The organism is Glycomyces sambucus (genome assembly GCF_900102815.1).
Lineage (GTDB): Bacteria > Actinomycetota > Actinomycetes > Mycobacteriales > Micromonosporaceae > Glycomyces > Glycomyces sambucus.
The window spans coordinates 94399-121044 of the sequence record NZ_FNGF01000001.1 but is presented as its reverse complement, the minus strand read 5'-3'; the positions used below and the strand labels follow the sequence as shown (position 1 = coordinate 121044).

The 26646-nt window shown below is 70.7% G+C and carries 24 protein-coding genes and 1 tRNA gene; 22 read left to right on the top strand and 3 right to left on the bottom strand.

Annotated features, from left to right (window positions below; all coding sequences use genetic code 11):
• The first annotated feature begins 2 nt into the window (after positions 1–2).
• The 8 genes from recN (at position 3) to BLS99_RS00560 (ending at position 11614) form a co-directional block, all read left to right on the top strand.
• Positions 3–1739 (top strand): DNA repair protein RecN, encoded by a 1737-nt coding sequence (gene recN, locus BLS99_RS00595; RefSeq protein WP_091041760.1) that lies wholly within the window; start codon positions 3–5, stop codon positions 1737–1739.
• A gap of 93 nt (positions 1740–1832) precedes the next feature.
• Positions 1833–3014, top strand: coding sequence for a putative cytokinetic ring protein SteA (gene steA, locus BLS99_RS00590; protein WP_425432601.1), 1182 nt, complete (start codon positions 1833–1835; stop codon positions 3012–3014).
• Positions 3011–3940, top strand: a complete 930-nt coding sequence (locus BLS99_RS00585; protein ID WP_176953145.1) for a copper transporter — start codon at positions 3011–3013, stop codon at positions 3938–3940. The genes steA and BLS99_RS00585 overlap by 4 nt, the downstream gene beginning before the upstream one ends.
• Before the next feature lie 10 nt (positions 3941–3950).
• Positions 3951–4847, top strand: coding sequence for a hypothetical protein (locus BLS99_RS00580; protein WP_218126131.1), 897 nt, complete (start codon positions 3951–3953; stop codon positions 4845–4847).
• Entirely contained in the window at positions 4844–6493 is a 1650-nt protein-coding gene (gene murJ / locus BLS99_RS00575) for a murein biosynthesis integral membrane protein MurJ (protein WP_091041750.1), read from the top strand. The genes BLS99_RS00580 and murJ overlap by 4 nt, the downstream gene beginning before the upstream one ends.
• Positions 6490–7587 (top strand): glycosyltransferase family 4 protein, encoded by a 1098-nt coding sequence (locus BLS99_RS00570; protein ID WP_091041747.1) that lies wholly within the window; start codon positions 6490–6492, stop codon positions 7585–7587. Before murJ ends, BLS99_RS00570 begins: the two co-directional genes overlap by 4 nt.
• A 3-nt stretch (positions 7588–7590) precedes the next feature.
• On the top strand, positions 7591–9831 hold the full coding sequence (locus BLS99_RS00565) for a hypothetical protein (protein ID WP_091041743.1): 2241 nt from the start codon (positions 7591–7593) through the stop codon (positions 9829–9831).
• A 94-nt stretch (positions 9832–9925) separates the two neighbouring features.
• Positions 9926–11614: a CTP synthase gene (locus BLS99_RS00560; RefSeq protein ID WP_091041740.1), complete on the top strand. Its 1689-nt coding sequence runs from the start codon at positions 9926–9928 to the stop codon at positions 11612–11614.
• Positions 11615–11670: 56 nt separating this feature from the next.
• Here the strand turns inward: BLS99_RS00560 and BLS99_RS00555 are convergent, their stop codons facing one another.
• Entirely contained in the window at positions 11671–13179 is a 1509-nt protein-coding gene (locus tag BLS99_RS00555; protein WP_091041737.1) for an MFS transporter, read from the bottom strand.
• Between the two features lie 161 nt (positions 13180–13340).
• On the opposite strand from BLS99_RS00555, the gene BLS99_RS00550 reads away from it, so the two are divergent.
• From BLS99_RS00550 to BLS99_RS25490, 12 genes are all read left to right on the top strand, one after another.
• Positions 13341–13880, top strand: coding sequence for a TetR/AcrR family transcriptional regulator (locus tag BLS99_RS00550; protein ID WP_091041735.1), 540 nt, complete (start codon positions 13341–13343; stop codon positions 13878–13880).
• A gap of 31 nt (positions 13881–13911) precedes the next feature.
• The gene (locus BLS99_RS00545; RefSeq protein WP_245712117.1) at positions 13912–14466 is read left to right on the top strand and encodes an NUDIX domain-containing protein; all 555 of its coding nucleotides are present in this window, start codon (positions 13912–13914) and stop codon (positions 14464–14466) included.
• Positions 14467–14679: 213 nt separating this feature from the next.
• A complete protein-coding gene (gene ald, locus BLS99_RS00540) occupies positions 14680–15801 on the top strand; it encodes an alanine dehydrogenase (protein ID WP_091041732.1) in 1122 nt (373 codons plus the stop codon).
• 219 nt (positions 15802–16020) lie between these two features.
• The gene (locus BLS99_RS00535; protein ID WP_091044635.1) at positions 16021–16893 is read left to right on the top strand and encodes an AAA family ATPase; all 873 of its coding nucleotides are present in this window, start codon (positions 16021–16023) and stop codon (positions 16891–16893) included.
• A gap of 128 nt (positions 16894–17021) precedes the next feature.
• Positions 17022–17918, top strand: coding sequence for a segregation and condensation protein A (locus tag BLS99_RS00530; protein WP_091041728.1), 897 nt, complete (start codon positions 17022–17024; stop codon positions 17916–17918).
• A complete protein-coding gene (gene scpB / locus BLS99_RS00525) occupies positions 17915–18670 on the top strand; it encodes an SMC-Scp complex subunit ScpB (RefSeq protein WP_091041725.1) in 756 nt (251 codons plus the stop codon). The genes BLS99_RS00530 and scpB overlap by 4 nt, the downstream gene beginning before the upstream one ends.
• Positions 18657–19394 (top strand): pseudouridine synthase, encoded by a 738-nt coding sequence (locus tag BLS99_RS00520; protein ID WP_091041721.1) that lies wholly within the window; start codon positions 18657–18659, stop codon positions 19392–19394. The genes scpB and BLS99_RS00520 overlap by 14 nt, the downstream gene beginning before the upstream one ends.
• A 53-nt stretch (positions 19395–19447) precedes the next feature.
• Positions 19448–19819: a YccF domain-containing protein gene (locus tag BLS99_RS00515; RefSeq protein WP_091041718.1), complete on the top strand. Its 372-nt coding sequence runs from the start codon at positions 19448–19450 to the stop codon at positions 19817–19819.
• Between the two features lie 104 nt (positions 19820–19923).
• On the top strand, positions 19924–20601 hold the full coding sequence (gene cmk, locus BLS99_RS00510) for a (d)CMP kinase (RefSeq protein WP_091044631.1): 678 nt from the start codon (positions 19924–19926) through the stop codon (positions 20599–20601).
• Positions 20594–21991: a ribosome biogenesis GTPase Der gene (der, locus tag BLS99_RS00505; protein ID WP_091041716.1), complete on the top strand. Its 1398-nt coding sequence runs from the start codon at positions 20594–20596 to the stop codon at positions 21989–21991. Before cmk ends, der begins: the two co-directional genes overlap by 8 nt.
• A gap of 83 nt (positions 21992–22074) precedes the next feature.
• Positions 22075–22148: transfer RNA gene (locus BLS99_RS00500), tRNA-Pro, on the top strand.
• A gap of 486 nt (positions 22149–22634) precedes the next feature.
• Complete coding sequence (locus tag BLS99_RS25490; protein WP_143034635.1) at positions 22635–22832, top strand: hypothetical protein; 198 nt, start codon at positions 22635–22637, stop codon at positions 22830–22832.
• A gap of 376 nt (positions 22833–23208) precedes the next feature.
• On the opposite strand, the gene BLS99_RS27725 is transcribed toward BLS99_RS25490, so the two are convergent.
• Together BLS99_RS27725 and BLS99_RS00490 are read right to left on the bottom strand one after the other, a co-directional pair.
• Positions 23209–23436, bottom strand: coding sequence for an Lsr2 family DNA-binding protein (locus BLS99_RS27725; RefSeq protein WP_091041714.1), 228 nt, complete (start codon positions 23434–23436; stop codon positions 23209–23211).
• The gene (locus BLS99_RS00490) at positions 23408–23776 is read right to left on the bottom strand and encodes a hypothetical protein (protein ID WP_091041711.1); all 369 of its coding nucleotides are present in this window, start codon (positions 23774–23776) and stop codon (positions 23408–23410) included. The genes BLS99_RS27725 and BLS99_RS00490 overlap by 29 nt, the downstream gene beginning before the upstream one ends.
• A gap of 464 nt (positions 23777–24240) precedes the next feature.
• Between BLS99_RS00490 and BLS99_RS00485 the strand changes: the two genes are divergently transcribed.
• Together BLS99_RS00485 and BLS99_RS00480 are read left to right on the top strand one after the other, a co-directional pair.
• A complete protein-coding gene (locus BLS99_RS00485; RefSeq protein WP_091041708.1) occupies positions 24241–24819 on the top strand; it encodes a TetR/AcrR family transcriptional regulator in 579 nt (192 codons plus the stop codon).
• The gene (locus tag BLS99_RS00480; RefSeq protein ID WP_091041706.1) at positions 24816–26351 is read left to right on the top strand and encodes an MDR family MFS transporter; all 1536 of its coding nucleotides are present in this window, start codon (positions 24816–24818) and stop codon (positions 26349–26351) included. The genes BLS99_RS00485 and BLS99_RS00480 overlap by 4 nt, the downstream gene beginning before the upstream one ends.
• The last annotated feature ends 295 nt before the right edge of the window (positions 26352–26646 follow it).

The following is a 26646-nucleotide window of genomic DNA, read 5'->3' as shown; positions in this document are numbered from 1 at the left end:
CTGTGTTGGAGGAGCTTCGCATCCAGAACCTGGGCGTGATCGCTGACGCCACCCTGCCGCTCGATCCCGGCCTGACCTGCATCACCGGCGAGACCGGCGCGGGCAAGACCATGGTCGTCGCCGGTCTGGGTCTGCTGTTCGGCGGTCGTGCCTCCCGTGCCCCCCTCGGTGCCGAACGGGCCCTTGTGGAGGGCCGCTTCGCCGTGGCCGAGGCCGCGCTCGAACTCCGTGAGCGCGCCATCGAGGCCGGTGCCGACCTGGAGGACGGCGAGCTGCTCCTGGCCCGCTCGGTCTCCTCGGAGGGCCGCTCGAAAGCCTGGGTCGGCGGCCGCTCGGCGCCCGTCGGCGTCCTCGCCGAACTCGGCGAACTCGCCATCTCGGTCCACGGCCAGTCCGACCAGATGCGGCTGCTCCAGCCCGCCGAGCAGCGCGCCGCGCTCGACCGCTTCGCCGGGGCCGACCACGGCAAGGTCCTCGACGCCTACCGCGCCGTCTTCCACGAGCTCGGCGCCTGCGCGGCCGAGCTGTCGCGCCTGCGCACCAGCGCCCGCGAGATGGCCCGCGAGGCCGACCTGCTGCGCCTGGGACTCGACGAGATCACCGCCGTCGACCCGCAGGAGGGCGAGGAGGCCGAACTCGCCGAGGAGGCCCTGCGCCTGGAGAACGCCGAGGCCCTGCGCCTGGCCGCCGCCACCGCGCACGGCGCGATCACCGGCGACCCCGCCACCGGCGAGGGCGGTGCCACCGACACCGTCGGCGCCGCCGCGCGCGCCCTGGAGCACGACGCGCACTCCGACCCCAAGCTCGCCGAGTTCGCCGAGCGCCTGGCCGAGGCCGGGGCGCTCCTGGCCGAGGCCGCGGTGGACCTCTCGTCCTACCTCGACGACCTCTCCGCGGACCCGCGGCGCCTGGAGGAGATCTACCAGCGCCAGGCCGCCCTGAAGACCCTGTACCGCAAGTACGCCGAGGACCTGCCCGGCGTGCTCGCGTGGGCCGACAACGCGACCAAGCGGCTCGGCGAGCTCGACGTCTCGGACGAGCGCGTCGCCGAACTCGAGTCCCAGCACACCGAGCTCACCGCCCGCGCCGCCGACCTCGCCGCCCAGCTCCGCGCCTCGCGCCGCGCCGCCGCCGCGCGCTTCTCGGACTCGGTCTCGACCGAGCTCAAGGGCCTGGCCATGCCGCACGCCGAGGTCGTTGCCGCGGTCGAGCCGCGCCCGGCCGGGCGCGGCAGCGTCGACCTCGCCATCGAGGAGTCCCTCTCGGGCGCGTCCGAGGACGGCGCCGACGAGGTCGAGCTGCTCCTGCGCCCGCACCCGGGCTCGGTCCCGGCCGCCCTGCACAAGGGCGCGTCCGGCGGCGAGCTCTCGCGTGTGATGCTCGCCATCGAAGTGGTCTTCGCCGAGATCGGCGGCCCGCCGGTCCTGGTCTTCGACGAGGTCGACGCCGGCGTCGGCGGCGGCGCGGCGATCGAGATCGGCCGCTGCCTCGCCAAGCTCGCCCGCCGCCACCAGGTGCTGGTCGTCACCCACCTGCCGCAGGTCGCGGCCTTCGCCGACCGCCACCTGGTCGTCTCGAAGGACACGTCCGGGGCGGTCACCGTCTCCGGCGTCCGCGTGGTCGACGACGCGGCCCGGGCGCGTGAGCTCGCTCGCATGCTCGCCGGCATGCCCGACTCCCACCTGGGCGTGGCCCACGCCGAAGAGCTGCTCGCCGAGGCTGCGAAGATGAAGTCCTAGGGGTCCGCAGGGCCCCGCCGGTCCCGAGCGGCGCGCCGTCGCACGGGGCGTGGCCACTGGATGGCATGATGATGCACGATGCGTGTACCTAGCTTGCGTTTGCCCGGGCGGAACCAGGAGGGCGACTCCTCCGACGGACGGCTGGTCGGCACCGCCCGCCTCGACCGCCGAACGAAGCGGCTGTGCGGCCGGCTCGAGCCCGGCGACGTCGCCATTATCGACCACGTCGACCTCGACCGGGTCGCCGCCGACACCTTGGTGGGCACGGGCGTGCCCGTGGTCGTCAATGCGTCGAAGTCGATCTCCGGCCGCTACCCGAACCTCGGTCCCGAAGTGCTCGTCAAGGCCGGGATCATCCTCATCGACGACGTCGGCGACGCGATCTTCGACAAGGTCCGCGAAGGCAAGACGGTCGCCGTCGAGGGCGGCAAGATATACCTCGGCGGCGAGGTGATCGCCGAGGGGACCGTGCAGACGACCGACTCGGTCGCCACCGACATGGACGCCGCGAAAGAGGGCCTGTCCATCCAGTTGGAGGCGTTCGCCGCCAACACCATGGAGTACCTCAAGCGCGAGCGGGACCTCCTGCTCGACGGCGTCGGCGTCCCCGAGGTCAAGACCTCGTTCAACGGCCGCCACGCCCTCATCGTCATCCGCGGGTACAACTACAAGGAGGACATCGACGTCCTCCGGCCGTACATCCGCGAGTTCAAGCCCGTGCTCGTGGGCGTCGACGGCGGCGCCGACGCGCTCCTGGAGGCCGGCTACACGCCCGACATGATCGTCGGCGACATGGACTCGGTCTCCGACGACGCCCTGCGCTGCGGCGCCGAGATCGTCGTCCACGCCTACGCCGACGGCCGCGCGCCCGGCATGGAGCGCATGGACAAGCTCGGCGTCCCCGCCATCCCCTTCCCGGCGGCCGCCACCTCCGAGGACATCGCGATGCTCATGGCCGACGAGAAGGGCGCCGAGCTCATCTGCGCCGTCGGCACCCACGTCACCATGGTCGAGTTCCTCGACAAGGGCCGCGGCGGCATGGCCTCGACGTTCCTCACGCGCCTGCGCGTGGGCGGCAAGCTCGTCGACGCCAAGGGCGTCTCGCGGCTCTACCGCCAGGACATGTCGATCTCCGCGCTCCTGCTGCTCATCGTCTCCGGCCTCGCGGCCATGGCCACCGCCGTCGCCATCTCCACCGTCGGCCGCTCCTTCGTGGACGTGATCGCCGACTGGTGGGACGGGCTCCTCTTCCAGATCCAAAGGCTGTTCTCGTGATCAACTTCCGCTACCACCTGGTGAGCCTCACCGCGGTGTTCCTCGCCCTCACCGTGGGCCTCATCCTCGGCACCGCCGCCCTCAACGGCCCCGCCATGGAGGCGCTGGAGACCACCAGCCAGACGCTGCGCGACTCCAACGAGCAGCTCCGCGCCCAGGTGACGGTGCTGGAGGAGCAGCTCGGCGAGGAGCAGGAGTTCGCCGCGGAGATCGCCCCCGCCTACCTGGCCGGCAAGCTCACCGGGAAGAACATCCTCGTCGTGGTCCTGCCCGCCGCCGACACCGCCGCCGTCGACAGCGCCGTCGAGATGCTCGGCTACGCCGGGGCCACCGTCTCGGGCCGCATCTCCGTCCTCGACGACTTCTTCGACCCGGTCAACGCCGACCAGCTCGTCGACCTCGTCGACACCACCACCCCGGCGACCGTGACCACCCCCGTCACCTACGACGGGGTCCAGGCCATGAGCTACGTCCTCGCCGCCGTCACCACCGGGAAGGTCGCCGGCGCGCCCGTCGAGATCGCCCCCGGCGACATCACCACCGTCACCACCGCGCTCGACGGCCTGACGATGCTCTCGGTCGAGACCACGCCCACCGGCACCGCCGACGGCGTCCTCATCCTCGCCGGTGACGGCTCCACCGACTCCACCGCCGAGCAGCGCAACGCCGGCATGGTCACGCTGACCAACGAGTTCGCCGCCGACAGCCCGACCCTGTACGGGGCCATGAACTCCGCGGGCGACGGCAACCCGGTCAACACCATCCGCAGCGACGACACCGGCAAGGTCGCCACCGTCGACAACGCCGCGTTCACGCAGGGTCAGATCGCCGCCATCGCCGCGCTCGCCGACTTCGTCAACTCCGGGACCGTGGACCACCTCGGGATCGGGGAGGGCGCTTCCGGCCTGCTTCCCGACGCCGCCTAGTATCGCGGCCATGAGCCAGTTGACGCGCACCGTCGGTAGGGCGTTCCTCGGAGGAGTCGCGGCGGGCGGCACGATCGCCGCCATCGGCCTCATCCGACGCTCCAAGTGGGCCGCCGACCTGGAACGGATCAACCACAAGGGCGACACCGTGAGCCTGGCCGAAGGCCCCGGCATCACCGCGGGCGCCACCGCGGGCGCGGTCCTGGGGGCGAACTCCCCGGCCTACGCCGCCGCGGCGGCCGCCGCCGGGCTCACCGCCGGCGCCGTCGGCCTCTACGACGACATCGCCGACGCCAAGGGGGAGAAGGCCAAGGGCTTCAAGGGCCACGTCGGCGCCCTCCTCAAGGGACGCGTCTCCGCCGGCCTCGTCAAGATCCTCGGCATCTCCGGCGCCGGGCTCGCCTCCGCGGCCCTCATCGACCTCCAGAACGGCGAGCTCACCGACGACCGCCGCAGCCTGGCCCGGCGCGTGTGGAACGTGGGCGTCGGCGGCGGCGTCATCGCGGGCGCCGCCAACGTCATCAACCTGTTCGACCTCCGGCCCGGCCGCGCCCTCAAGGTCGTCACGCTCGCCTCGGCACCGCTCTCGCGCCCCGTGGGCCCCAAGTCCCGCCGCGCGACCGCCGGGGGCGGCGCCAACACCGCGCTCGCCGTCTCGGCCGCCGCGGGCGCCGCCCTGGCCGACGACCTCGACGGCAAGACCATGCTCGGGGACGGCGGCGCCAACGCCCTCGGCGCTCTCCTCGGCCTCGCCTACATCGCGCGGACCGGCATGATCGGCCGCCACGTCGCCCTCGCGGGCGTCGCCGCGCTCATCGCCGCCTCGGAGAAGTGGAGCTTCACCAAGGTCATCGCCGAGACGCCCGTGCTGCGACAGCTGGACGAGCTGGGTCGGAACAAGTCTTGACCGAGACCCGACGCGAAGTCGGTCGTGCCGCCTCGGTCATCGGTGCGATCACCGTCGCCTCCCGCCTGGCCGGCTTCGGCCGCACGATGGTGTTCACCTGGGCGATCGGCCTGGCCAGCCTCGGTACGGCCTACCAGACCGCCAACTCCATCCCGAACATCATCTTCGAGCTCGTCGCCGGGGGAGCGCTCGCCGCCCTCGTCATCCCGCTCCTGGCCGCGCCGCTCGCCCGCCACGACCCCGCCCAGGTCGGCCGGATCTCCTCCGCCCTGCTCACCTGGGCCCTGACGATCCTGGTCCCGGCCGGCCTCCTCGTCGCCCTGTTCGCCCGCCCGATCATCACGCTGCTCATGCCCGGCGACAACGTCGCCCAGGCGACCATCGACACCGCGGTCGAACTGCTCGTCCTCTTCGCCCCCCAGCTGCCGCTCTACGGCGTCGCGGTCGTGCTCACCGGCATCCTCCAGTCCCACCGCCGCTTCGCCTGGCCGGCACTGGCCCCGCTCGTGTCGAGCGTCGTCATGGCCGGCGTGTACGTCGTCTACGGCGGCCTCTCCGGCCGCGAAGACGAAGCCGCCGCCGTCTCCCAGAACGACATCCTCCTGCTCGGACTCGGCACCACCTGCGGCGTCGCGGTCCTCGCCGGCTGCCTGATCTTCCCCCTGCGGGGACTCCACCTGAAGATCCGACCCGCCTGGCGCATGGAGACCCACGTCGCCTCCGGGCTGAAGTCCCTCGCCATCGCCGGGGCCATCACCGTGGGCGCCCAGCAGCTGTGCCAGGCCCTGCTCCTGGCGCTCGCCAACCAGGCCGGTGACGGGCCCTCCGCGATCTTCACCGTCTCGCAGACGTTCTTCCTCCTGCCCTGGGCCATCCTCGCCGTCCCTCTGGCGACCGCCGCCTACCCGGTGCTCGCCGAGGCGTTCTCCCTCGGCGAGCACGACCGATACCAATGGCGCCTCGCCCAGTCCGGCCGCGCCGTCCTCCTGCTCTCGGGCCTGGGCGTCGCCGCGCTCGCGGGCCTCGCCGAACCCATCGGCACCGTGCTGGCCTCGGTCTCCTCCGACGGCAAGCTCGCGACGCAGATCCAGCTCCAGAGCACGCTCACCGGACTCGCCTTCGGACTCTTCGGCTACTCGATGTTCGCGATCTACTCGCGCGGCCTGTACGCCATCGGCCGCAACAAGTACGCCGCCGGAGCCACCTCGATCGGCTGGGCCGCCGGAGCGGTCGCCGCGATCGTGCTCGCCGACCTCATGCCCATCGAGGACCGCACGCTCGCGCTCGCCATCGCGTGGTCCATCGGCATGACCGTCATCGGGCTCGCCCTCACCGCCGCGATCGCGCGCCACACCGGCCGCGCCAGCCTCGCGGGCATCCCCAGGGCCGCGATCGCCGCCGTCGTCGGCGCCGTCGCGGCCGTGCTCGCCGCCCGGGAGCTCATCATCCTGTGGGGCCACGCCGAGACGATCTACTCGGCGCTGGTCCAGGGCGTCGTCGTCGGCGCCGCCACCGGCGTCGTCTACCTCGGCGTCGCCGCCCTGATCGGGGGATCCGGTGTCGTGCGCCCGGTCCTGCGACGCGCTGGCAGAATACGGTCGTCAGAAGCACAGCAACCCGACGAGAACCGTGGAGCAGACACGTGAGCCACCGCCGCATCGCACTGGTACTCGGCCCCTCGACCGGCGGCATCGGGACCCACGTGGCCTCGGTCGCCGAAGGGCTCGTGGCGCGCGGCGACGCCGTCCTGGTCGTCGGCCCGCCCGAGACCGAGGAGCGCTTCGGCTTCCGCGCCCGCGGCGCCCGCTTCGCGCCCGCGCCGATCACCGCCAAGCCCTCGCCCGAACTCCCGCTCGCGTGGTGGGCCGCCCGCAACGCGCTCGGCGGCATCACCGGCCGCGGCGTCGACCTCGTCCACGCCCACGGGCTCACCGCCGGGATCACCGCGCTCGCCGCCCGCCCCTCCGGGGCCGCGCTCGTCACCACCTGGCACAACCAGCTCATCACCTCCGGCGTCAAGCGCCGCGTCTCCGACGAGATCGAGAAGCGCCTGGCCCGCGGCGTCGACGTCGCCCTCGCCGCCTCCTCCGACCTCCACGAGCACCTGGTCGGCCTGGGCGCCAAGGACGCCCGCCTCGCGCCCGTCGCGGCCCCGCCGCGCCGCGCCACCGGCGAGCCCCGGGCCGTCCGCGAGGAGCTCGGTATCGGCGACCGGCCCCTGCTCCTGTCCGTGGGCCGCCTGCACCCGCAGAAGGACTACGACACCCTCATCGCCGCCGCGGCCCGCTGGAAGGCCCTCGACCCCGCGCCCGTCGTCGCCGTCGCCGGCGACGGCCCCGAGCGCGACCGCCTCCAGGGCCTCATCGATGCCGCCGGGGCCGACGTGCGCCTCCTCGGCCACCGCAGCGACGTCGGCGACCTCCTCGCCGCCGCCGACCTCTCCCTGGTCACCAGCCAGTGGGAGGCCCGCCAGCTCTTCGCCCAGGAGACCCTCCAGGCCGGCGTCCCGCTCGTCACCACCCGCACCGGCGGCATCCCCGAACTCGTGGGCGACGCCGGCGTCTACTTCGAGGTCGGCGACGTCGACGCCCTCGACCAGGCCGTCCGCGGCCTCCTCGGCGACGCCGCGAAGCTCGACTCCTACCGCGAGGCCAGCCTCGCCCGCGCCGCCACCTGGCCCGACGAGGCCCAGATGCTCGACGCCCTCGACGCGCTCTACCTCGAACTGACCGGCCGATAACCGGTGGCGCGCAACCTCGACGCCGGGCGGCTCGCCCGCAAGGCCCGCAAATCGGTGGCCCGCACCGTGGCCGAGAACCGCGGCCCCGTCGCCGTGTGGATCGCCGCCGCGCTGCTCGCGGCGCTCGCGATCATCCAGCTCCTCCCCGACGAGCCCGAGGAGACCATCCCCGACACCGTCGACGCCGTGATCGTCGTGGGCGTGGGCGGCCTGTCCTGGAACGACATCGACGCCGAGTCCACCCCGCACCTCTCCGCGCTGGCCGAGCACGGCTCGCTCGCCGAGCTGAACACCGACTCTGGCCGCAGCTTCACGTGCACCCTCGACGGCTGGCTCACCCTCTCCGCGGGCGCGCCCGCGGTCGCCGGCTCCTACGGCGACTCCGCCGACTGCGGCCCCGTCTCCGGCGACGCGATCACCACCGACGCGAACGGCGACTCCGTCACCGGCATGACCGACCTGGTCGCGCTCAACCGCGACCTCGACCAGGGCGCCGAGATCGGCATGCTCGCGGCCGGGACCTCCTGCGCCACCGGCGTCGGCCCCGGCGGCGCCTACGCCACCGCGAACTCGGTCGGCAGCCTCGGCGAGTACGCCCCGAACCTCCCGTCCGGGCGCGCCCTCGCCTCGCTCCTGTCCGAGTGCCCGCTCACCGTCGTCGACGGCGGGGTCCTGCCCGTCGACGCCGACCTGCGCGAGTCGAAGCTCGCCGCGCTCGACGAGATGATCGCCGCCCTCGACGAGGCCCGCGGCGACGACGCCGCGCTCATCGTCACCGGCGTCAGCCAGGTCGAGAAGCCCAACCGGCTCCTCGCCGCGGTCGCGAACTTCGGCGCCGAGGACGGCCACAACCTCTTCGACCTGCCCGCCGAGCGCCCCGGCTACCTGCGCCTGACCGACCTGACGGCCACGATCCTGACGCTCCTGGACGCCCCGCTCCCGGAATCGGTCAAGGGCACCGCCGCCGGCGCCGCCCCCGACACGCTCTCCTACGACGACCGCCAAGCGGTGTTCGACGACACCGACGTGCGCCTCCTGGCCGCGGCCGTCGCCGCGCCCGCCACCCAGTGGCTCCAGATCCTGCTGTTCCTCGCGCTCACGTTCGTGGCCTGGCCGCTGCTGCACCTGCTGCGCCGCGCCGGCCAGCCCGGCGTGAAGCCCCCGCCGCTATGGCTCATGCGGCTCAACATCGTCTCGGCGCTCGTGTGCGCCCTGTTCACCGCGGCCGCGATCCTCGCCGACTTCTTCGGGTGGTGGTCCGCGCCCAGCCCCGGCGTCGTCGGCCCGCTCACCGCGCTCGCCATCGCCGTGGTCTGCGCCTTCGCGGCGATCCTCATCCCCGGCCGCCGCGGCCCCGCGAGCCTCATGATCACCGTGTCGGCCTTCGGGATCATCGTCACCGTGATGGCCATGATCATCCACACCGAGGACCCCCTGGGGACTCTCCTGGGCGACTACACCGTGGCCGACTCCGCCTCGAACGAGCTCGGGCCGGTCGCCACGGGCATGTTCATCGCCTCCCTGTGGCTCCTCGCGGCCGCCGCGGCGTGGCGCCTGCCCCGCCGCTACCAGGCCCCCGTCATGGCCGGCACGGGCGCCGTGGGCGTCCTGGTGGTCTCGGCCGGGTTCCTCGGCGACTCCGTGCCCGCCGCGGTCGCCTTCATCGTCGGCACCTGCCTCGCCGCCGCGCTCGCCACCGGCGGCTGGGTCACGTTCCAGCGCTTCGTGTGGTCGGGCCTGGCCGGCGTCGCGGTCCTGTTCGGCCTGAGCTGGATCGACTACCAGCGGCCCGCCGCCGAGCGCGGCGAGCTCGGCGCGTTCCTTGGGGACGTCCTCGGCGACACCAACGGCGTCATCGCCTCCGGGGTCGGCTCGAACGTCGTGGCGATCTTCACCTCGCCCATGAGCCTCCTCGCGGTCCTCGCGGGCGCTTACTGCTGGCTGGTGCTCCTGCGCCCCGGCGGCGGCCTGCGCCGCGCCTGGGGCCTGTACCCGCCGCTGCGCGCCGCGTTCTCCGCCGCGGTCGTCGGCTCCGGCATCGCCGGGTTCCTCCTCGGCAAGGGCATCGTGAGCCTCGGCTCGGCGCTCGCCGTCATGGTTCCCTTGGCGGTCATCATGAGTCACCGCGTCCTGGCCCGCGCGCACGTGAAGGACGGGGAGTACTCGAACATGATCGTCGACGCACCCTCGTGGGTCGATGAGGAAAACAGCGGCGAAAGTGTTAGTGTGGAATCCCGTGGATGAAGCGATCCACCGGCTGCATCTAGCGAAGCTTGCGAGCTAGACAAGGGCACCGCTCGGCAGCTCGTTCGGCACACGAACACCACGGGAGTCCGCCTTGGCCAGCGCCGCAAATGGTCAGATCCGCACTACGAAGCACCTCTTCGTCACCGGTGGGGTCACCTCCGCCCTCGGCAAGGGCATGACCGCCGCCAGTCTCGGGAACCTGCTGACGGCCCGCGGCCTGTACGTGGTGATGCAGAAGATCGACCCGTACCTGAACGTCGATCCGGGGACCATGAACCCGTACGAGCACGGCGAGGTCTTCGTCACCGACGACGGCGGGGAGACCGACCTCGACATCGGCAACTACGAGCGGTTCCTCGACCGGAACCTCTCCAAGCACGCGAACGTCACCACCGGGCAGGTGTACTCCGACGTCATCGCGAAGGAGCGCCGCGGCGACTACCTCGGGGCCACGGTCCAGGTGATCCCGCACATCACCAACGAGATCAAGTCGCGCCTCGCGGCGATGGCCGACGCCGACCCGGAGACCGGGCGCGTCCCGGACGTCGTCATCACCGAGGTCGGCGGCACGGTCGGCGACATCGAGTCGCTGCCGTTCCTGGAGGCGATCCGCCAGTACCGGCACGACATCGGCCGCGACAACTGCTTCTTCCTCCACGTCTCGCTCGTGCCGTACCTGGCCGCGTCGTCGGAGATGAAGACCAAGCCCACGCAGCACTCGGTGGCGCAGCTGCGCAGCATCGGCATCCAGCCCGACGCGATCGTCTGCCGCTCGGACCGCCCGCTGCCCGACGGCCTCAAGAGCAAGATCGCCGGGTTCTGCGACGTGGACGACGCGGCGGTCGTCTCGGCGCCCGACTCGAAGTCGATCTACGAGATCCCCAAGACCCTGCACTCGGAGGGCCTGGACGCGTACGTGGTCCGCAAGCTGGACCTGCCGTTCAAGGACGTGGACTGGACCGCGTGGGACGACCTGCTCGACCGGGTCCACAACCCGGCGTCGACCGTCGAGGTCGCGATCGTGGGCAAGTACGTCGAGCTGCCGGACGCGTACAAGTCGGTGGTCGAGGCCCTGCACGCGGCCGGGTTCGCGCACCGCGCGAAGGTGAACGTCCGCTGGGTGGTCTCCGACGAGTGCGGCAGCCCGGAGGCGACCGCGAAGTCCCTCGCGGGCGTCGACGCGGTCGTCATCCCCGGCGGGTTCGGGGACCGGGGCGTGCCCGGCAAGATCCAGGCGCTCACGTGGTCGCGCACCCGGGGGGTGCCGACGCTGGGGCTGTGCCTGGGCCTGCAGTGTATGGCGATCGAGGGCCTGCGCGAGATCGCGGGCCTGGTCGGCGCGGACTCCGAGGAGTTCGACCGGGGGGCCGAGCACCTGGTCATCTCGACGATGGCCGACCAGACCGAGATCGTGGCCGGGCGCGGGGACATGGGCGGCACGATGCGCCTGGGGACCTACCCGGCACAGCTCGCCGAGGGCTCGATCGTCGCCGAGGTCTACGGCGCGACCGAGGTCAACGAGCGCCACCGGCACCGCTACGAGGTCAACAACGCCTACCGCGACCAGCTCGGCAAGTCCGGGTTCGTGATCTCGGGGCTGTCGCCCGACGGGCGCCTGGTGGAGTTCATCGAGCTCGACCGCGAGCAGCACCCGTACTACGTGGCGACGCAGGCGCACCCGGAGCTGAAGTCGCGCCCGACGCGCCCGCACCCGCTGTTCGCGGGCCTGGTCGCGGCGGCGCTCAAGCGCCAGGCCGCCGAGCGCCTCGACATCGAATAAGACATATGAGGAAGGGGCGGGACTCGCATGAGTCCCGCCCCTTCCGCTTGCGTCCCTTACGCCTTGGCCTTCTCGCGCAGGGCCCGGCCGACGGCGATCGTGGAGACCAGGATCAGTCCGGCGGCGATGAGTGCCACGGTCTGGAGCCCGTGGGTGAACGCGGTGCGCGCGGCGGTGAGCAGCGCGTCGCCGGCCTCGGCCGGGAGCGTCGCGGCGACGTGCACGGCCTCGCCCAGGGTCTCCGACGCGCCGGAGGGCGCGTCCCCGAGTTCACTCCGGTATATCCCGGTCGCGAGGGATCCCAGCAGGGCGACGCCCATCGCGCCGCCGAGCTCGTACGCGGTCTCCGAGATCGCGGAGGCCGACCCGGCCCGGTCGGCCGGGGCCGCGGCGAGGATCGCGTCGTTGGTGACGGTCTGCGCCAGCCCGGCGCCGGTGCCGATGAGGACCGAGGCCCCCACGACCACCAGCGCGCCCTCGTCCACACCTACCAGCGCCATGGCGGCGAACCCGGTGATGACGAACACAAGGCCGCCGACGATGGTGCGCGCCATGCCGATCCGCTCGGAGAGCCGCACGGCCACCAGGCCCGCGACCACCGACACCGCCATCTCCGGCAAGAGCAGGAGCCCCGCCTGCATGGGGGAGTACCCGAGCACGAGCTGGAGGTACTGCGTCAGCAGGAACAGCGACGAGATCATCGCGAACACGATGGTGAAGTTCGTCGCGAGCGAGGCGCTGAAGCGCCTGATGCCGAACAGGTTCAGGTCCAGGAGCGGGTGCTCCAGGTGGCGCTGGCGCCGCACGAACAGGACCGCCATGGCGATGCCGAAGCCGATCGCGGCGGCGGCCGTCCAGGAGGCGCCCTTCTCGGCGATGGTCTTGACGCCGTAGACGAACGGGAACATCGCCAGGAACGACATGGTGACGCTGAGCAGGTCGAGCGGGCCCGGCTTCGGGTCCTTGGACTCCGGCAGCAGCAGCGGCGCGGCGATCATGACCGCGATCGAGACGGGTGCGGCCATGAGGAACACCGAGCCCCACCAGAAGTGCTCCAGCAGCCAGCCGCCGACGATCGGCCCGGCGGCCGAGCCCGCGGAGAACCCGGAGGCCCAGATCGCGATGGCGAACTTGCGCTGGCGGCCGTCGGTGAAGAGGTTGCGCATGAGCGCGAGCGTGGTCGGCATGAGGGTGGCGCCGGCCAGGCCCAGGAACGCGCGGGCGGCGATGAGCATCTCGGCCGAGGTCGCGTACGCGGCGACGACGCTCGCGGCGGCGAACGCCGCGGAGCCGATGACGAGGAGCTTCCGGCGGCCGACGCGGTCGCCGATGGTGCCCATGGTCACCAGGAGTCCGGCGAGGGTGAACCCGTAGACGTCGACGATCCACAGCAGCTGCGAGGAGGTCGGTTCGAGATCCTCGGACAGGAACGGGACGGCGAAGCCGAGCACGGTCATGTCGATGGAGATGAGCAGCACGGGGAGCACCAGCACGGCCAGCGCCCACCACTGCTTCACGGTGAAGCGCGGGCGCCGGCCCGCGTCCTGCGGCAGGGTCGTCGTCATGGTGTCCTCCTCTGGTTCGGTTCGCGGGCCGAGGGCCGCCTACGGAACGGGCGGCCCGCAGGTGGGCACCTGGGGCGCTTCGGCGAAGCTTGTGATCGAATCGACGGTTCAGGCGAGATCGCTGTACCGTCCAGACGGTATAGTAGCAAGCGGGAGGTCGCATGACCAAGGACGAACCGAGCACGCGTGACCGGATTCTCAACGCGCTCCAGCGCATCCTCGTCAACGAGGGCTCCTCGGGAGTGACCCTGGAGAAGGTCGCCGCCGAGGCCGGCGTCTCCAAGGGCGGCCTGCTCTACCACTTCAAGTCCAAGTCCGACCTGTACGACGGCCTCGCCGCGAGGTTCCGGGCCCGGGAGGAGGCCAACTTCCAGGAGGCCCGCAGCCACGGTGTCGTCGAGACCTACCTGCGCGACTCCACCGCCCCCTCGAAGGAGTCCGCGGCCAGCCTGTGGGCGCTGCTGACCGCGCTGCGCGGCAACGAGGAGCTGTCCGCCGCCGCCCGCAGCGACGTCCTGTTCTCCTTCGACGGCTGGGCGAGACTCCTGCACGAGAGCGTCGAGGACCCCGTCACCGCCGAGATCGTGCGGCTGGTCGGCGACGGCCTGTTCCTCTCCGCGCTGGCGGGCGTCCCCCTGCCGTCCGCGGCGGTGATCGAGGGCGTCGTGCGGCGCCTCAAGGACGCCGCCGGCGAATCCTGAACCCGCGGTGAAACCCGGCTACTGTGGCTCCGTGCATGACTACCGAGTCCTCGACAGCGCCGTGCTCCACCACGGCTGGTGCTACGACCTGACCGCCGAGACCGTCGCGATGCCCGGCGGCGGCAGCGCCCGCCGGGAGTTCCTCGACCACTGCGGCGCCGTCGTCACCGTCCCGCTCGACGAGGAGGGCCGCGTCGGCCTCATCCGCCAGTACCGCGTCCCGCCCAAGGAGCTCATGTGGGAGTTCCCGGCGGGCCTGCGCGACGTGCAGGGCGAGGACCCCGCCGCGGCCGCCCGCCGCGAGCTCGCCGAGGAGGTCGACCTCGCCGCGGCCGACCTCGTCAAACTCGGGGAGTTCTACACCACCCCGGGGATCTCGAACGAGCTCATCCACTACTTCCTCGCCACCGGCCTCACCCCCGTGCCCGAGGCCGACCGGCACGAGCGCACCGACGAGGAGACCTGCATCGAACTCGTCTGGTGGGACCTCGACAAGGCCCTCGCCGCCGTCGCCGACGGCGAGATCCGCAACGGCGTGTGCGCGCTCGCGCTCAATCTCACCAGGCTCCACCTCGAACGACGCTGAGTCGCACGTCGGCGCCACCGAGCGGTGTTACCGAAAACCACGGGCCCGTCGCGCGCACGCGCGGCGGGCCTGACTTACGATCACGGCGACGACGCCGTCCGAACCGCTGACCCAGAAGGAATGCCGGGCCGAGGACGCTGCGCGTCTTAGACTGCCCGTGCGGGTCGCCGACCGGCCCCGAACTGGCACAACGCTTCGGAAGGAACCCGTAGAGTGAAAGTCGCCGTCCCCCGCGAGATCAAGAACAACGAGTACCGCGTCGCCCTCACGCCCGCCGGCGTCCACGAGCTCGTCGCCGCCGGCCACCACGTCAGCATCGAGACCGGAGCCGGGCTCGGCTCGGCCATCACCGACGACGACTACCGCGCGGCCGGGGCCGTCATCTGCCCCGACGCCGACTCCACCTGGAGCACCGGCGACCTCGTCCTCAAGGTCAAGGAGCCGGTCCAGGACGAGTTCCACCGGATGCTCCCGGGCCAGACCCTCTTCACCTACCTCCACCTCGCCGCGAGCGCCGAGTGCACCGACGCCCTCCTGGAGCGCCACGTCACCGGCATCGCCTACGAGACCGTGCAGACCGCCGACGGCCGCCTGCCGCTCCTGGCGCCCATGAGCGAGGTCGCGGGCCGCCTGGCCGTCCAGGCCGGCGCCTACCACCTCCAGCGCCCCGAGGGCGGCCGCGGCACCCTCATGGGCGGCGTCCCCGGGACCCCGCCGGCCCGCGTCGTCATCATCGGCGCCGGCGTCTCCGGCATGAACGCCGCCGCCGTCGCGGTCGGCATGCGCGCCGACGTCGAGCTCCTCGACCTCAACCTCGACAAGCTCCACGCCGCCGACGACCTCTACCAGGGGCGCCTGCGCACCATCGTCTCCAACCGCTTCGAGATCAAGCGGGCCTGCCGCGAGGCCGACCTCGTCATCGGCGCCGTCCTCGTCCCGGGCGCCAAGGCCCCCACCGTGGTCGACGACGAGGTCCTCGCCGACATGAAGGAGGGCGCGGTCCTCGTCGACATCGCCATCGACCAGGGCGGCTGCTTCGCCCACTCGCGGGCCACCACCCACGACGACCCGACGTTCACCTACGGCGGCAAGCTGTTCTACTGCGTCGCCAACATGCCCGGCGCGGTCCCGAACACCTCCACGTACGCGCTGACGAACGCGACGCTCCCGTACGTCATGAAGCTCGCCAACCGCGGCTGGGCCGAGGCGCTGCGCACCGACGCCGCCCTCGCCGGGGGCCTGAACACCTACGCCGGGCAGGTCGTCAACGAGCCCGTCGCGATCACGCACCACCTGCCGCTCAAGCCGATCGCGCAGGTCCTCGCCGAGAACTGAGGACACACGGGACGCTCGCGTCCCACCGCCGAGCGGGCGATCCCACACCGGGTGCCTCGGAGTCTCGCAAGCCGTCGACAGCCTCGATACACTGACGTACAGTCGCTATGACAGGCAATGGTGAGACGCCCGGCACCCGGTGCCGACTCGCACCCGGAGGCGGAAATGAGCAGTGTGGACAGCAACGACAAATGGGCGGCCCTGCGCGGGGCCGCGCAGATGCCTCCCACTGACGGCGACGGGGACCTGTCCTCGCCCGACCCCGAGACCTACACGAGCAAGCGCGAGATCCCGCAGCCGCAGCCGCTCGAACGCCACGGGCCGGCCCGCGTCATCGCCATGGCCAACCAGAAGGGCGGGGTCGGCAAGACCACCACGACTATCAACCTCGGTGCGGCCCTTGCCGAGTACGGCCGCAAGGTGCTCCTGGTCGACTTCGACCCGCAGGGCGCGCTCTCGGTCGGCTTCGGCACCAACCCCCACACCCTCGACCTGACGGTCTACAACCTCCTCATGCAGGAGGACGTCGACATCGACGATGTCATGGTCAAGACCAACGTCGCCGGCCTGCGCCTCCTCCCGGCCAACATCGACCTCTCCGCCGCCGAGATCCAGCTGGTCAACGAGGTCGCCCGCGAGCAGACCCTGGCCCGCGTCCTGCGCCCGGTCATGCCCGACTTCGACTACATCCTCATCGATTGCCAGCCGTCCCTGGGGCTCTTGACGATCAACGCGCTCACCGCCGCGCACTCGGTCCTGGTCCCCCTGGAGTGCGAGTTCTTCTCCCTCCGCGGCGTGGCCCTGCTCCTGGACACCGTCGACAAGGTCCGCGAGCGCCTCAACTACGACCTCGAACTCGACGGCATCCTCGCGACCATGTACGACTCGCGCACCACCCACTCGCGCCAGGTCCTCCAGCGCGTCGTGGAAGCCTTCGGCGACAAGGTCTTCAGCACCGTCATCACCCGCACGGTGCGCTTCCCCGAGACCACCGTCGCCGGCGAGCCCATCACCACCTGGGCCCCCGCCTCCTCCGGCGCCCGCGCCTACCGCCAGCTCGCCCGCGAGCTCATCGCCGCCACGGATAAATAGCGGCACGTCGAAGTAGCGACACCGACACGTAGCGGCAAGTGACCGCCCGACCACCCCGAACGCGTTCCACCCCAAGAAACCCAGAGTTCACCCCGTAGCGTCTGCGGGGCCCGTCTAAGCTTGCGTGCGTGAGCGAGCAGCAGACGCCCCAGCTCCCGACCCAGCGGGAGGGCGAACCGGACGAGGCCGAGACCGGCTTCCACGTCCGGCTCGACAACTTCGAGGGCCCGTTCGACCTGCTGCTCCAGCTCATCGGCAAGCACAAGCTCGACGTCACCGAGATCGCCCTCCACGAGGTCGCCTCCGAGTTCATCGCCTACGTCACCGGCCTCGACGAGGCGTGGAACCTCGAGGAGACCTCCGAGTTCCTCCTCGTCGCCGCCACCCTCCTCGACCTCAAGACCGCCCGGCTCCTGCCCGGCACCGTCGTCGACGACGAAGAGGACCTCGCGCTCCTCGAAGCCCGCGACCTCCTCTTCGCCCGCCTCCTCCAGTACAAGGCGTACATGGAGGCCGCCGGGGCCCTCTCCGAGCTCGCCGACGGCGCCGCCACCCGCGTCGCACGCAACGTCGCCCTCGAAGAGCGCTACAAGGGCCTCCTGCCCGAACTCGTCCTCGACCTCACCCCCGACGCCCTCGCCGCCCTCGCCGGGAAGGCCATGAAGCCCAAGCCGCCCCCCACCGTCGGCACCGGGCACATCCACGTCCAGCGCGTCTCCGTGCGCGAGCACGCCGTCATCCTCTCCCGCCGCCTCCAGCGCGTCCAGACCGCGACCTTCCGGGCCCTGACCTCCGACTGCGAGACCCACCTCGAAGTCGTCGCCCGGTTCCTCGCGCTCCTGGAGCTCTACCGCGAGGCCCTGGTCGGGTTCGAGCAGATGCAGGCCCTCGGGGAGCTCACCGTGCGCTGGCTCGGCGGTATGGGCACCACCGACATCGAGGTCGACGAGTACGCGGGCGCGCCCGAGGAGCCCGAGGCTCCCGCCGGCGCGGCCACCGAGCCGGGGGAGGACGCAGCCCAATGACCGAACGAGCAGGGGACCTGGAGGAGGGCCTGGCGGCCTGGCGGATGCCGAGCGCGCGCCAGGAGGCCGCGCCGATGCGCTCCGACACGCCCGCCGACGAACCGCTCGGCGCGGGCGACGAGTACTCGGCCGCGCTGGCCGTCGCCACAGCCGAGCCCGAGGCCGACGACGAACCCGAGGCCATCGCCTCCAGCCCCGTCCCCGACGACGTCGACCTGGGGGCCGTCCTGGAGGCGATCCTCATGATCGCCGAGGAGCCCCTGTCCGAGGAGTTCCTCTCCTCGGTGCTGGAGCGACCGCGCTCACAGGTGCGCGAGACGCTGGGTCGGCTCAGCGCCGAATACACTGGTGACGGACGCGGATTCGATCTGCGTCGCCAAGCCGGCGGCTGGCGCTTCTACACCCGGGCCGATTACGCCCGCTACGTGGAGCGTTTCGTGACCGACGGCGCCTCCGCCCGCCTCACCAAGGCGGCGCTGGAGACGCTTGCCGTGGTCGCCTACCGCCAGCCGGTCACCCGCGGCCGCATCTCGGCCATCCGGGGGGTCAACTGCGACGGCGTCATCCGCACGCTGCTGGCGCGCGGCCTGGTCGAGGAGTGCGGGACCGACCCGGACTCGACGGCGACGCTCTACCGCACCACCACCCTGTTCTTGGAGAAGATCGGACTGGACTCGGTCGACCAGCTGCCTGAGCTGGCCCCGTTCCTACCGGACGATGTGACGGATATCGAGGAAGATGAACAACGCTGACGCCGAGGGCGTACGACTGCAGAAGATCCTGTCGCAGGCCGGGATCGCCTCCCGGCGCGCCGCCGAGGACCTGATCTCCCGGGGCAAGGTGAAGGTGAACGGCGAGCCCGCCCGGCTCGGCCAGCGCGTGGACCCGGAGAAGGACGTCATCCACGTCTCGGGCAAGCGCGTGATCACCGACGTCGACAAGGTGTACTTCGCGATCAACAAGCCGCGCGGGATCGTCTCGACCATGGACGACGACGAGGGTCGGCCCTCGCTCGCGGAGTTCGCCAAGGGCATCGACCAGCGCGTGTTCCACGTGGGGCGGCTCGACACCGACTCCGAGGGGCTGTTGCTGCTCACCAACGACGGCGAGCTGGCCAACCGGATCATGCACCCCTCGCACGGCCTGCCGAAGGTGTACCGGGCGCAGGTCAACGGGATCATGGACAAGCCCACCTGGAACCGGTTGCTCAAGGGCGTCGAGCTGGAGGACGGGCTGGCGAAGGCCGACAAGCTGAAGATCATCGACGAGCACGCGGGGCAGTCGTTGATCGAGATCACCATCCACGAGGGCCGCAAGCACATTGTGAGGCGCCTCATGGACGAGGTCGGGCACCACGTCTCGCGCCTGGTGCGCACCGAGATCGGCCCGGTCCAGCTGCGCAACCTCAAGCCCGGGACGCTGCGGCGGCTCACCCCCAACGAGGTGGGGGAGCTGTTCCGCGAGGTCGGGCTGTAGTCGTACAGCCTGCTGTAGCGACGGGATGGGCAAGGCCCGGTTAGGGTCTGGTCATGAAGACGATTCTGAACATCATCTGGTTCGTGCTCGCGGGGCTGTGGCTCGCGATCGGCTACTTCGTTGCGGGCCTGGTGTTCTGCATCTTCATCGTGACGATCCCGTTCGGCATCGCGAACATGCGCCTGGCCGGTTACGTCCTGTGGCCGTTCGGGCGGACCGTGGTCTACGACCGGCAGGCGGGGTGCCTGACGCTGGTGGCGAACCTCCTGTGGCTGATCCTGTTCGGCTGGGAGCTGGCCGTGGCCCACCTGGTGACCGGGCTGCTGCTGGCGATCACCGTCATCGGTCTGCCGCTGGCGGTGGCGAACTGGAAGATGGTCCCGCTCGCGCTGTGGCCGCTGGGGGCCCGGGTCGTGGACCGCTAGGACGACAGTGGACCGCTCCCGCGGGGGAGCGTTCGCCGTGGATACCGCGCGTGACTTGGCATGATGTAGGTTTGCGGGGTTTGCACATGAAGAACGGAGCCGACATGCCTGAGCAGAAGAGCGGACCGGTCGTCGCCATCGACGGTCCGTCCGGGGCCGGGAAGTCGACGGTGTCCAAGACCCTCGCGACCGCGATCGACGCCGCCTACCTCGACACCGGCGCCATGTACCGCGCGGCCACCCTCGCCGTCCTCAAGGCCGGCGTCGAGCCGTCCCAGACCGCGCAGGTCACCAAGACGGTGAAGAACGCGAAGCTGGAGTTCGGCACCGACCCCGCCGACCCGTTCACGCGCGTCGACGGCGAGGACGCCGACCTGGCGATCCGCGGCGAGGACGTCACCAAGGCGGTCTCGGCCGTGGCCGGGAACAAGACGGTCCGCAAGTTCCTCATCGACGAGCAGCGGCGGATCATCGCCGGTGCGAAGAAGGGCATCGTGGTCGAAGGCCGCGACATCGTCGAAGTGGTGGCCCCCGACGCCGACGTGAAGGTCTACCTCACCGCGGACCCCGTCGAGCGCGCGAAGCGCCGCGCCGCCGAGCTCGGCGCCGACGCCCAGGCGACCAAGCAGGACCTCGAGCGGCGCGACACCGCCGACTCGAAGACCACCAAGCCCCTGGAGGCCCCTGCGGGGGCCGTGGTGATCGACTCCACGGCGCTGCCGATCGTGGAGGTAGTGGCCAAGATCCTGGCCTTGCTGAACAACAGGGACATCGATGAGTGACGAACCGACCTGGGCCGACGACCTCGAGTTCGAAGAGGTGGACCTCGACGACACGGAGGACCGCGGCCCGGTCCCGACGGTGGCCGTGGTCGGCCGCCCCAACGTGGGCAAGTCGACCCTGGTCAACCGCATCCTGGGCCGCCGCGCCGCGGTGGTCCAGGACGAGCCGGGCGTGACCCGCGACCGCATCGCCTACGACGCGGAGTGGGCGGGCAAGCAGTTCAGCCTGGTCGACACCGGCGGCTGGGACCCGGACGCGGACGGGATGGCGAAGTCCATCGCGTACCAGGCCGAGCTGGCGATGCGCACCGCGGACGTCATCGTCTTCGTGGTCGACTCGCGCGTGGGCCCGACCGACGCCGACGAGGCCGCGGTGAAGATCCTGCGCTCGACGCAGAAGCCCGTGGTGCTCGTGGCGAACAAGGTCGACTCCGAGCGGCAGGAGTCGGAGGTCCACGACCTGTGGAGCCTCGGGCTCGGCGAGCCGTTCCCGATCTCGGCGCTCCACGGCCGCAACTCCGGGGACCTGCTCGACAAGATCGTGTGGGCGTTCCCCGAGGTGCCGACCGGCAAGCTCAAGGAGCGCGGCCCGCGGCGCATCGCGCTGGTGGGGCGCCCGAACGTGGGCAAGTCCAGCCTCCTCAACCGCATCGCCGGCGAGGACCGCGCCGTCGTCGACAACGTCGCCGGCACCACGGTCGACCCGGTCGACTCCCTGGTGGAGATCGACGGCGAGGACTGGATCCTGGTCGACACCGCGGGCCTGCGCAAGCGCGTCAAGTTCGCGTCCGGCACGGAGTACTACGCGGCCCTGCGCACCGAGGCCGCCGTCGAGGCCGCCGAGGTCGCCCTGGTGCTCCTGGACGCCTCCGAGCCCATCTCCGAGCAGGACCAGCGGGTCCTCACCCAGGTCGTGGAGTCCGGGCGCGCGCTCGTGCTCGCCTTCAACAAGTGGGACCTGGTCGACGAGGACCGCCGGTACTACCTGGAGAAGGAGATCGACCGCGAGCTCGGCCAGGTGTCGTGGGCCCCGCGGGTGAACGTCTCGGCCCTCACCGGCCGGGCCGTGGAGAAGGTCGCCCGATCGCTCCGCGTCGCCCTCCAGGGCTGGGGCCAGCGCATCACCACCGGCGAGCTGAACCAGTGGATCAGCACGCTCCAGGCGGCCACACCGCACCCGACCCGCTCGGGCAAGGCCCCGAAGGTCATCTACGCGACCCAGGCCGCCGCCGAGCCCCCGCGGTTCATCCTCTTCACCAACGCCCCGTTCGAGAAGCAGTACCTGAAGTTCATCCAGCGCAAGCTCCGCGAGGATTTCGGCTTCCCCGGTACCCCCATCGAACTGGTCGTCAAACCCCGCGAATCCCGCAAAAAAGACAAACGCAAATAGCCCGCCTCACACGGGGGACCTCGCCTCAGAGGCCCCCGGGGCCATGCGCTACAGTTGTCCACGCTGCGGCAACGCGGCAAGAACGGGCTGTGGCGCAGCTTGGTAGCGCACTTGACTGGGGGTCAAGGGGTCGCAGGTTCAAGTCCTGTCAGCCCGACCGTTAAGCCCCAGGCCAGGGACGAAGTCCCCGGTCTGGGGCTTCGTCGTAGTATCTCTCCGCTTGTAATTCGCTTGTCTGGATGCTCCAGGATGCCTCGGTACGCCCAAGTACGGAAGCTCCAGGGCGTGTGGCATCGGTCACACAAGATTACTTGCCTGTTTGGGGTCAACGGCATCAGCAGAGACCACGCGGATCGCGCAACGAATCTGGACCGCCTGAAGTTCTTCTACCGCCTTGGGGCGATGTGAAGCGGTGGAACCAAGACGCTTCGTACTTGGTCCGTCGTCGCGGTCTCAGGGGAGCGGCCGAGGTGATGAGCAAATGAACTATGGCAGTCCTTGAAGCCCCGACCTGTCTGATGCAACCCTGAAGACGGAGTTCCCTGAGTTCGCGATCTGCGCTCGATTCGTGTGCCAGGGTGTGGAGTCCGATCCGACACCATGGCACCGACCTTGTCGCGAGGTGCAACCTGGGGGAGTCGCAATGCCGAAGGACAAGCTGAGGATTCGTGTCACGGGCGAGCGGCGAGCAGAGATCGACACCGACGCGCTAGCGGCGCTTCTGCTTCGGGTGGCACGTCGCAAGCTGCGCGAGGAGTCCGACGCTCAGAATCGCAACGTAGCGGGAACTCCCGATCTGTTGGAGGTCGATGAGTGGAAACCCGAGTCGCCCGGAATCTGAGCACCCACTAGGCCCAGGCAATCGCCGCGGCGAGACATCCGCACTGCCCCTACATTTGGGAGTGAGGGGTCGCAGGTTCGAATCCTGTCGTCCCGACTTAAAACCAGTGGTCAGGAGGGCTTTCCGGAACTCAGGAAGCCCGACTGACCGGCTCATGCTGGTCACGTGCTGGTCTGATGAACCAGGATCCCCCGGCACGCTGGCGATCGAAAGCCCCTACGTGAGTGACCTCAGTCACGGGGCTAAGTGCTTCTGCGGTCTCATTGAGCCGCTTCACATCTCTCCAACTTCAGCTTCTGATTCGTTCCCGGGCTTGGGCAAAGCGGATGGAACGCGAAAGACCCCGACGCCTGTCGGGGCCTAGGTGCTCGGGAGATCAGCTATGGGCGGCGTTGTACTCGTCGACGATCGCCTGGGGAATACGGCCGCGTGGTGCGACGTTCTTGCCGGCGCTCTCAGCCCAGCAAGGGCTTCGTCCAGGTCGTCCGCCATCGGCGGAATGTCCTCGATGGTCGTTGTCAGGGAGGGGGAGGAGGGCGGGTCCCGGGTGCGGTGCAAGACCCGCCCGGTCGATGTCAGGAACCGCTGCCGGGGAATCCGCCACCCTGGGGCAGCGTGCTCATGCAGGCTTCCTGCGCCACGGCCCAGTCCTCGTCACTGACGCCCTCAGGGGCGCTGAACCCGCCGCCGCCGAACCCACCCGAAGGCATGTCGGTCGGCATGTCCGTGGGCATGTCGGAGGGGGCGTTCTCAGGATCGAAACTCGGCATCTCGCCGCCGCCGAACCCGGCGCTCCAATCCTCGGGCAACTCGATGCCCTGCTCGGCGATGCACTCGGTGTACGCGGCCATCGGGTCGGTTCCGGCCGTGGAGGTCTCCTCTGAGGAGCCGCCGTCGTCGCCGGACCCGCAGGCTGCCAGGGCGAAGCCGGCTGCGGCGACCATCGCGGCGAGTCGGAGCGGTCGTGAAGGTGAGATCAGGGTTCGCACAAGCGGCCACGATGCCCGATTCGTATCAGAACCGGCTCGGAACCGGCTCGAAGGTGCGTGGGAGCTGCATCATTGAGCGATCTTTGAGTTGGGACTGAGACCGCATTCAGTCACCGGTGCCACGATCGGGCCATGTACCAGTTCAGCGCCTGCCGAACCGGCATAATCCGACCGCAGTGAGCGGACCGTTCCCCGTGTCACTCGACCTGATCCGGGTGGCGCGTCGGGCGCCTGGGGCGAACGGGGCCCGCCGCAGCGCCTCCCTTCTGGGGGAGCGGCGATGACCGACCTCAACTCAGGCTCCGCGGAATCCGGCGGCTCCGCGCGTGCCGGAGGTCTCGGCGGCAGGAGTGGCATCTGGGCATCACCCCACGCTATCGTTCGAAACGAAAACGCTTCGTTTCGATAGGAGGCGGCGGATGGAACGTCGCTCACGGCTCTCGCCCGAGCGCGAGGCCGAGATCTTCGCAGCGGTCGTGCGTCTGGTCATGGAGCACGGCTACGAGAACGTCACCATGCAGCAGGTCGCCACCGAGGCCCGCACCAGTACCGCGACCCTCTACCGGCACTGGAACGGCAAGCCGCGCCTGGTCGTCGAGGCCGTGCGCCACCGCCGGCCCGCGCCCCTGGAGGACGTCGACACCGGGAGCCTGCGCGGCGACTTCCTCGCCGGCACCACTGCGATCGTCGAGTCTGGGCCCGACGACCACGACCTCATGAGCGGCCTCGCCAACGCCGCCCGCACCGACCCCGACCTCGACCGCGCCCAGCGCGAGATCCTCGCCGCGCCCATGCGCCGCGCCGTCGACACCGTCCTCGACCGGGCCGCCGCCCGCGGCGAGATCGACGCCGACGCCCCCTCCCGCGAGTTCGTGCCCGAGCTGCTGTTCGCGTCCCTCATCGCCCACAAGGTCCACACCGGGGAGTTCCCCGACCGCGACTACCTCACCCGCTTCATCGACCACGTCGTCCTTCCCGCGCTTGGAGTCCGGCCATGACCACCGACACCCTCGAACCGCCCGCCGAACGCACGGCCGCGCTCCCCTCCCACTTCGGGTGGATCTACGCCGCCCTCATGGTCACGATGCTCCTGTCGGCGCTCGACCAGACCATCGTCTCCACCGCGCTCCCCACCATCGTCGGCGAACTCGACGGTCTCTCCCACATGGCGTGGGTGACCACCGCGTACATCCTCGCCGCCACGATCGGCATGCCCGTCTACGGCAAGCTCGGCGACCTCATCGGCCGCCGCCGGCTCTTCCTCGCCGCGCTCGCGGTCTTCGTGCTCGGGTCCGCCCTCGCCGGATTCGCGCAGGACATGCCGCAGCTCATCGCCTTCCGCGCCCTCCAGGGCCTCGGCGGCGGCGGGCTCATGATCATGTCGCAGGCGATCATCGCCGACCTCGTCCCGGTCCGCCAGCGGGCGAAGTTCATGGGCCCCATGGGCGCCGTGTTCGGCCTCGCCGCCGTCGCCGGGCCGCTCCTGGGCGGCTGGATCACCGACAACGCCGACTGGCGGTGGGCATTCTGGATCAACCTGCCGCTGGGCGTCGCCGCCCTCGCGATATCGGCGGCCGCGATCCGGCTGCCGCGCAAGCGGGTCAAGGTGAAGTTCGACTACCTCGGCACCGCGCTCATGGCCGCCGCCGTCACTTCGCTGATCCTGGTGTGCACGTGGGGCGGCACCGAGTACGACTGGACCTCGCCCACCATCCTGTGGCTGGGCGCCGTCACCGTAGTGTCCGCGGTGCTGTTCTGCGTGGTGGAGCGCCGGGTCGCCGAGCCGCTCATCCCGCTGCGGATGCTGAAGAACCCGGTGTTCTCCATCGCGACGCTCATCGGCATGATCGCGATCGGCCTGGGCATGTTCGCGGTCATCAGCTACATGCCGACATACCTCCAGATGGTTTACAGGTACTCCGCGACCGAGTCGGGGCTGCTGCTCATCCCCATGGTCGTCGGCATGATGCTCACCGCCACCACCTCGGGCGCGCTGGTATCGAAACTGGGGCGGTACAAAGGGTTCGTGATCGCGGGGATGCTCGTGATGCCGATCGGCATCTGGCTCATGTCAACGCTCACGCCCTCGTCGTCGATCGTGCTGCTGTGCACGTACATCGGCGTGCTCGGCGCGGGCATGGGTCTGGTCATGCAGAACCTGGTGCTCGCGGTGCAGAACGCGTTCCCGCAGAGCGAGGTCGGCACCGCCACCTCGTCGAACAACTTCTTCCGCGAAATCGGCGCGACGGTGGGCGTCGCGGTGGTCGGGGCGATCTTCACCAACCGGCTCACCGACGCCCTGGCCAGCATCGGCACGGACTTCGGCGGCGCCGGGGCCGAGTCGATCACGCCCGCGATCGTGCGATCCCTCCCGGACGCCCTGCGCGACCAGGTGGTGAACGCGTACGCGGATGCACTGCTGCCGATCTTCCTTGGGCTGGCCCCGGTGATCTTGGTCGGCACGGTACTGGCGCTCCTCCTGCCGAACCGCAGACTTCGCGACGATGCTGAGCACGCGCCCCTGCACTGAACCTTCATGAGTCTCAACGCGCTCCGGGAGAGCCAGGCTCATAACCTGGAGGTCGGTGGTTCAAATCCGCCTCCCGCTACTATGAAAGTCCAGCTAAGGGCCGATTTCCTCGGAAGAGGGGATCGGCTCTTTTGGTTCTCGCTTGTCGTTCGCTTGTTATGACTCCCCAGGATGCTCGGTTATGTCTGGTATGGAACCGCCCGGCCTGTGATGTATCCCATGTAGCTCGAAGTTTGGTTCTGGCTCGGTCGATTTCCTGACGGCAAGTGAGGCGATGGTCCGCTCGCTCGCCGAA

Coding starts and splice junctions, on each gene's coding strand:
- BLS99_RS00580 (WP_218126131.1), top strand. CDS start 3,951: ATGAGCCAGTTGACGCGCACCGTCGGTAGGGCGTTCCTCGGAGGAGTC.
- BLS99_RS00515 (WP_091041718.1), top strand. CDS start 19,448: ATGAAGACGATTCTGAACATCATCTGGTTCGTGCTCGCGGGGCTGTGG.
- BLS99_RS00550 (WP_091041735.1), top strand. CDS start 13,341: ATGACCAAGGACGAACCGAGCACGCGTGACCGGATTCTCAACGCGCTC.
- BLS99_RS00485 (WP_091041708.1), top strand. CDS start 24,241: ATGGAACGTCGCTCACGGCTCTCGCCCGAGCGCGAGGCCGAGATCTTC.
- BLS99_RS00480 (WP_091041706.1), top strand. CDS start 24,816: ATGACCACCGACACCCTCGAACCGCCCGCCGAACGCACGGCCGCGCTC.
- BLS99_RS00535 (WP_091044635.1), top strand. CDS start 16,021: ATGCCTCCCACTGACGGCGACGGGGACCTGTCCTCGCCCGACCCCGAG.
- BLS99_RS25490 (WP_143034635.1), top strand. CDS start 22,635: ATGCCGAAGGACAAGCTGAGGATTCGTGTCACGGGCGAGCGGCGAGCA.
- BLS99_RS00520 (WP_091041721.1), top strand. CDS start 18,657: ATGAACAACGCTGACGCCGAGGGCGTACGACTGCAGAAGATCCTGTCG.
- scpB (WP_091041725.1), top strand. CDS start 17,915: ATGACCGAACGAGCAGGGGACCTGGAGGAGGGCCTGGCGGCCTGGCGG.
- BLS99_RS00490 (WP_091041711.1), bottom strand. CDS start 23,776: ATGGTCGCCGCAGCCGGCTTCGCCCTGGCAGCCTGCGGGTCCGGCGAC.
- cmk (WP_091044631.1), top strand. CDS start 19,924: ATGCCTGAGCAGAAGAGCGGACCGGTCGTCGCCATCGACGGTCCGTCC.
- der (WP_091041716.1), top strand. CDS start 20,594: ATGAGTGACGAACCGACCTGGGCCGACGACCTCGAGTTCGAAGAGGTG.
- BLS99_RS00555 (WP_091041737.1), bottom strand. CDS start 13,179: ATGACGACGACCCTGCCGCAGGACGCGGGCCGGCGCCCGCGCTTCACC.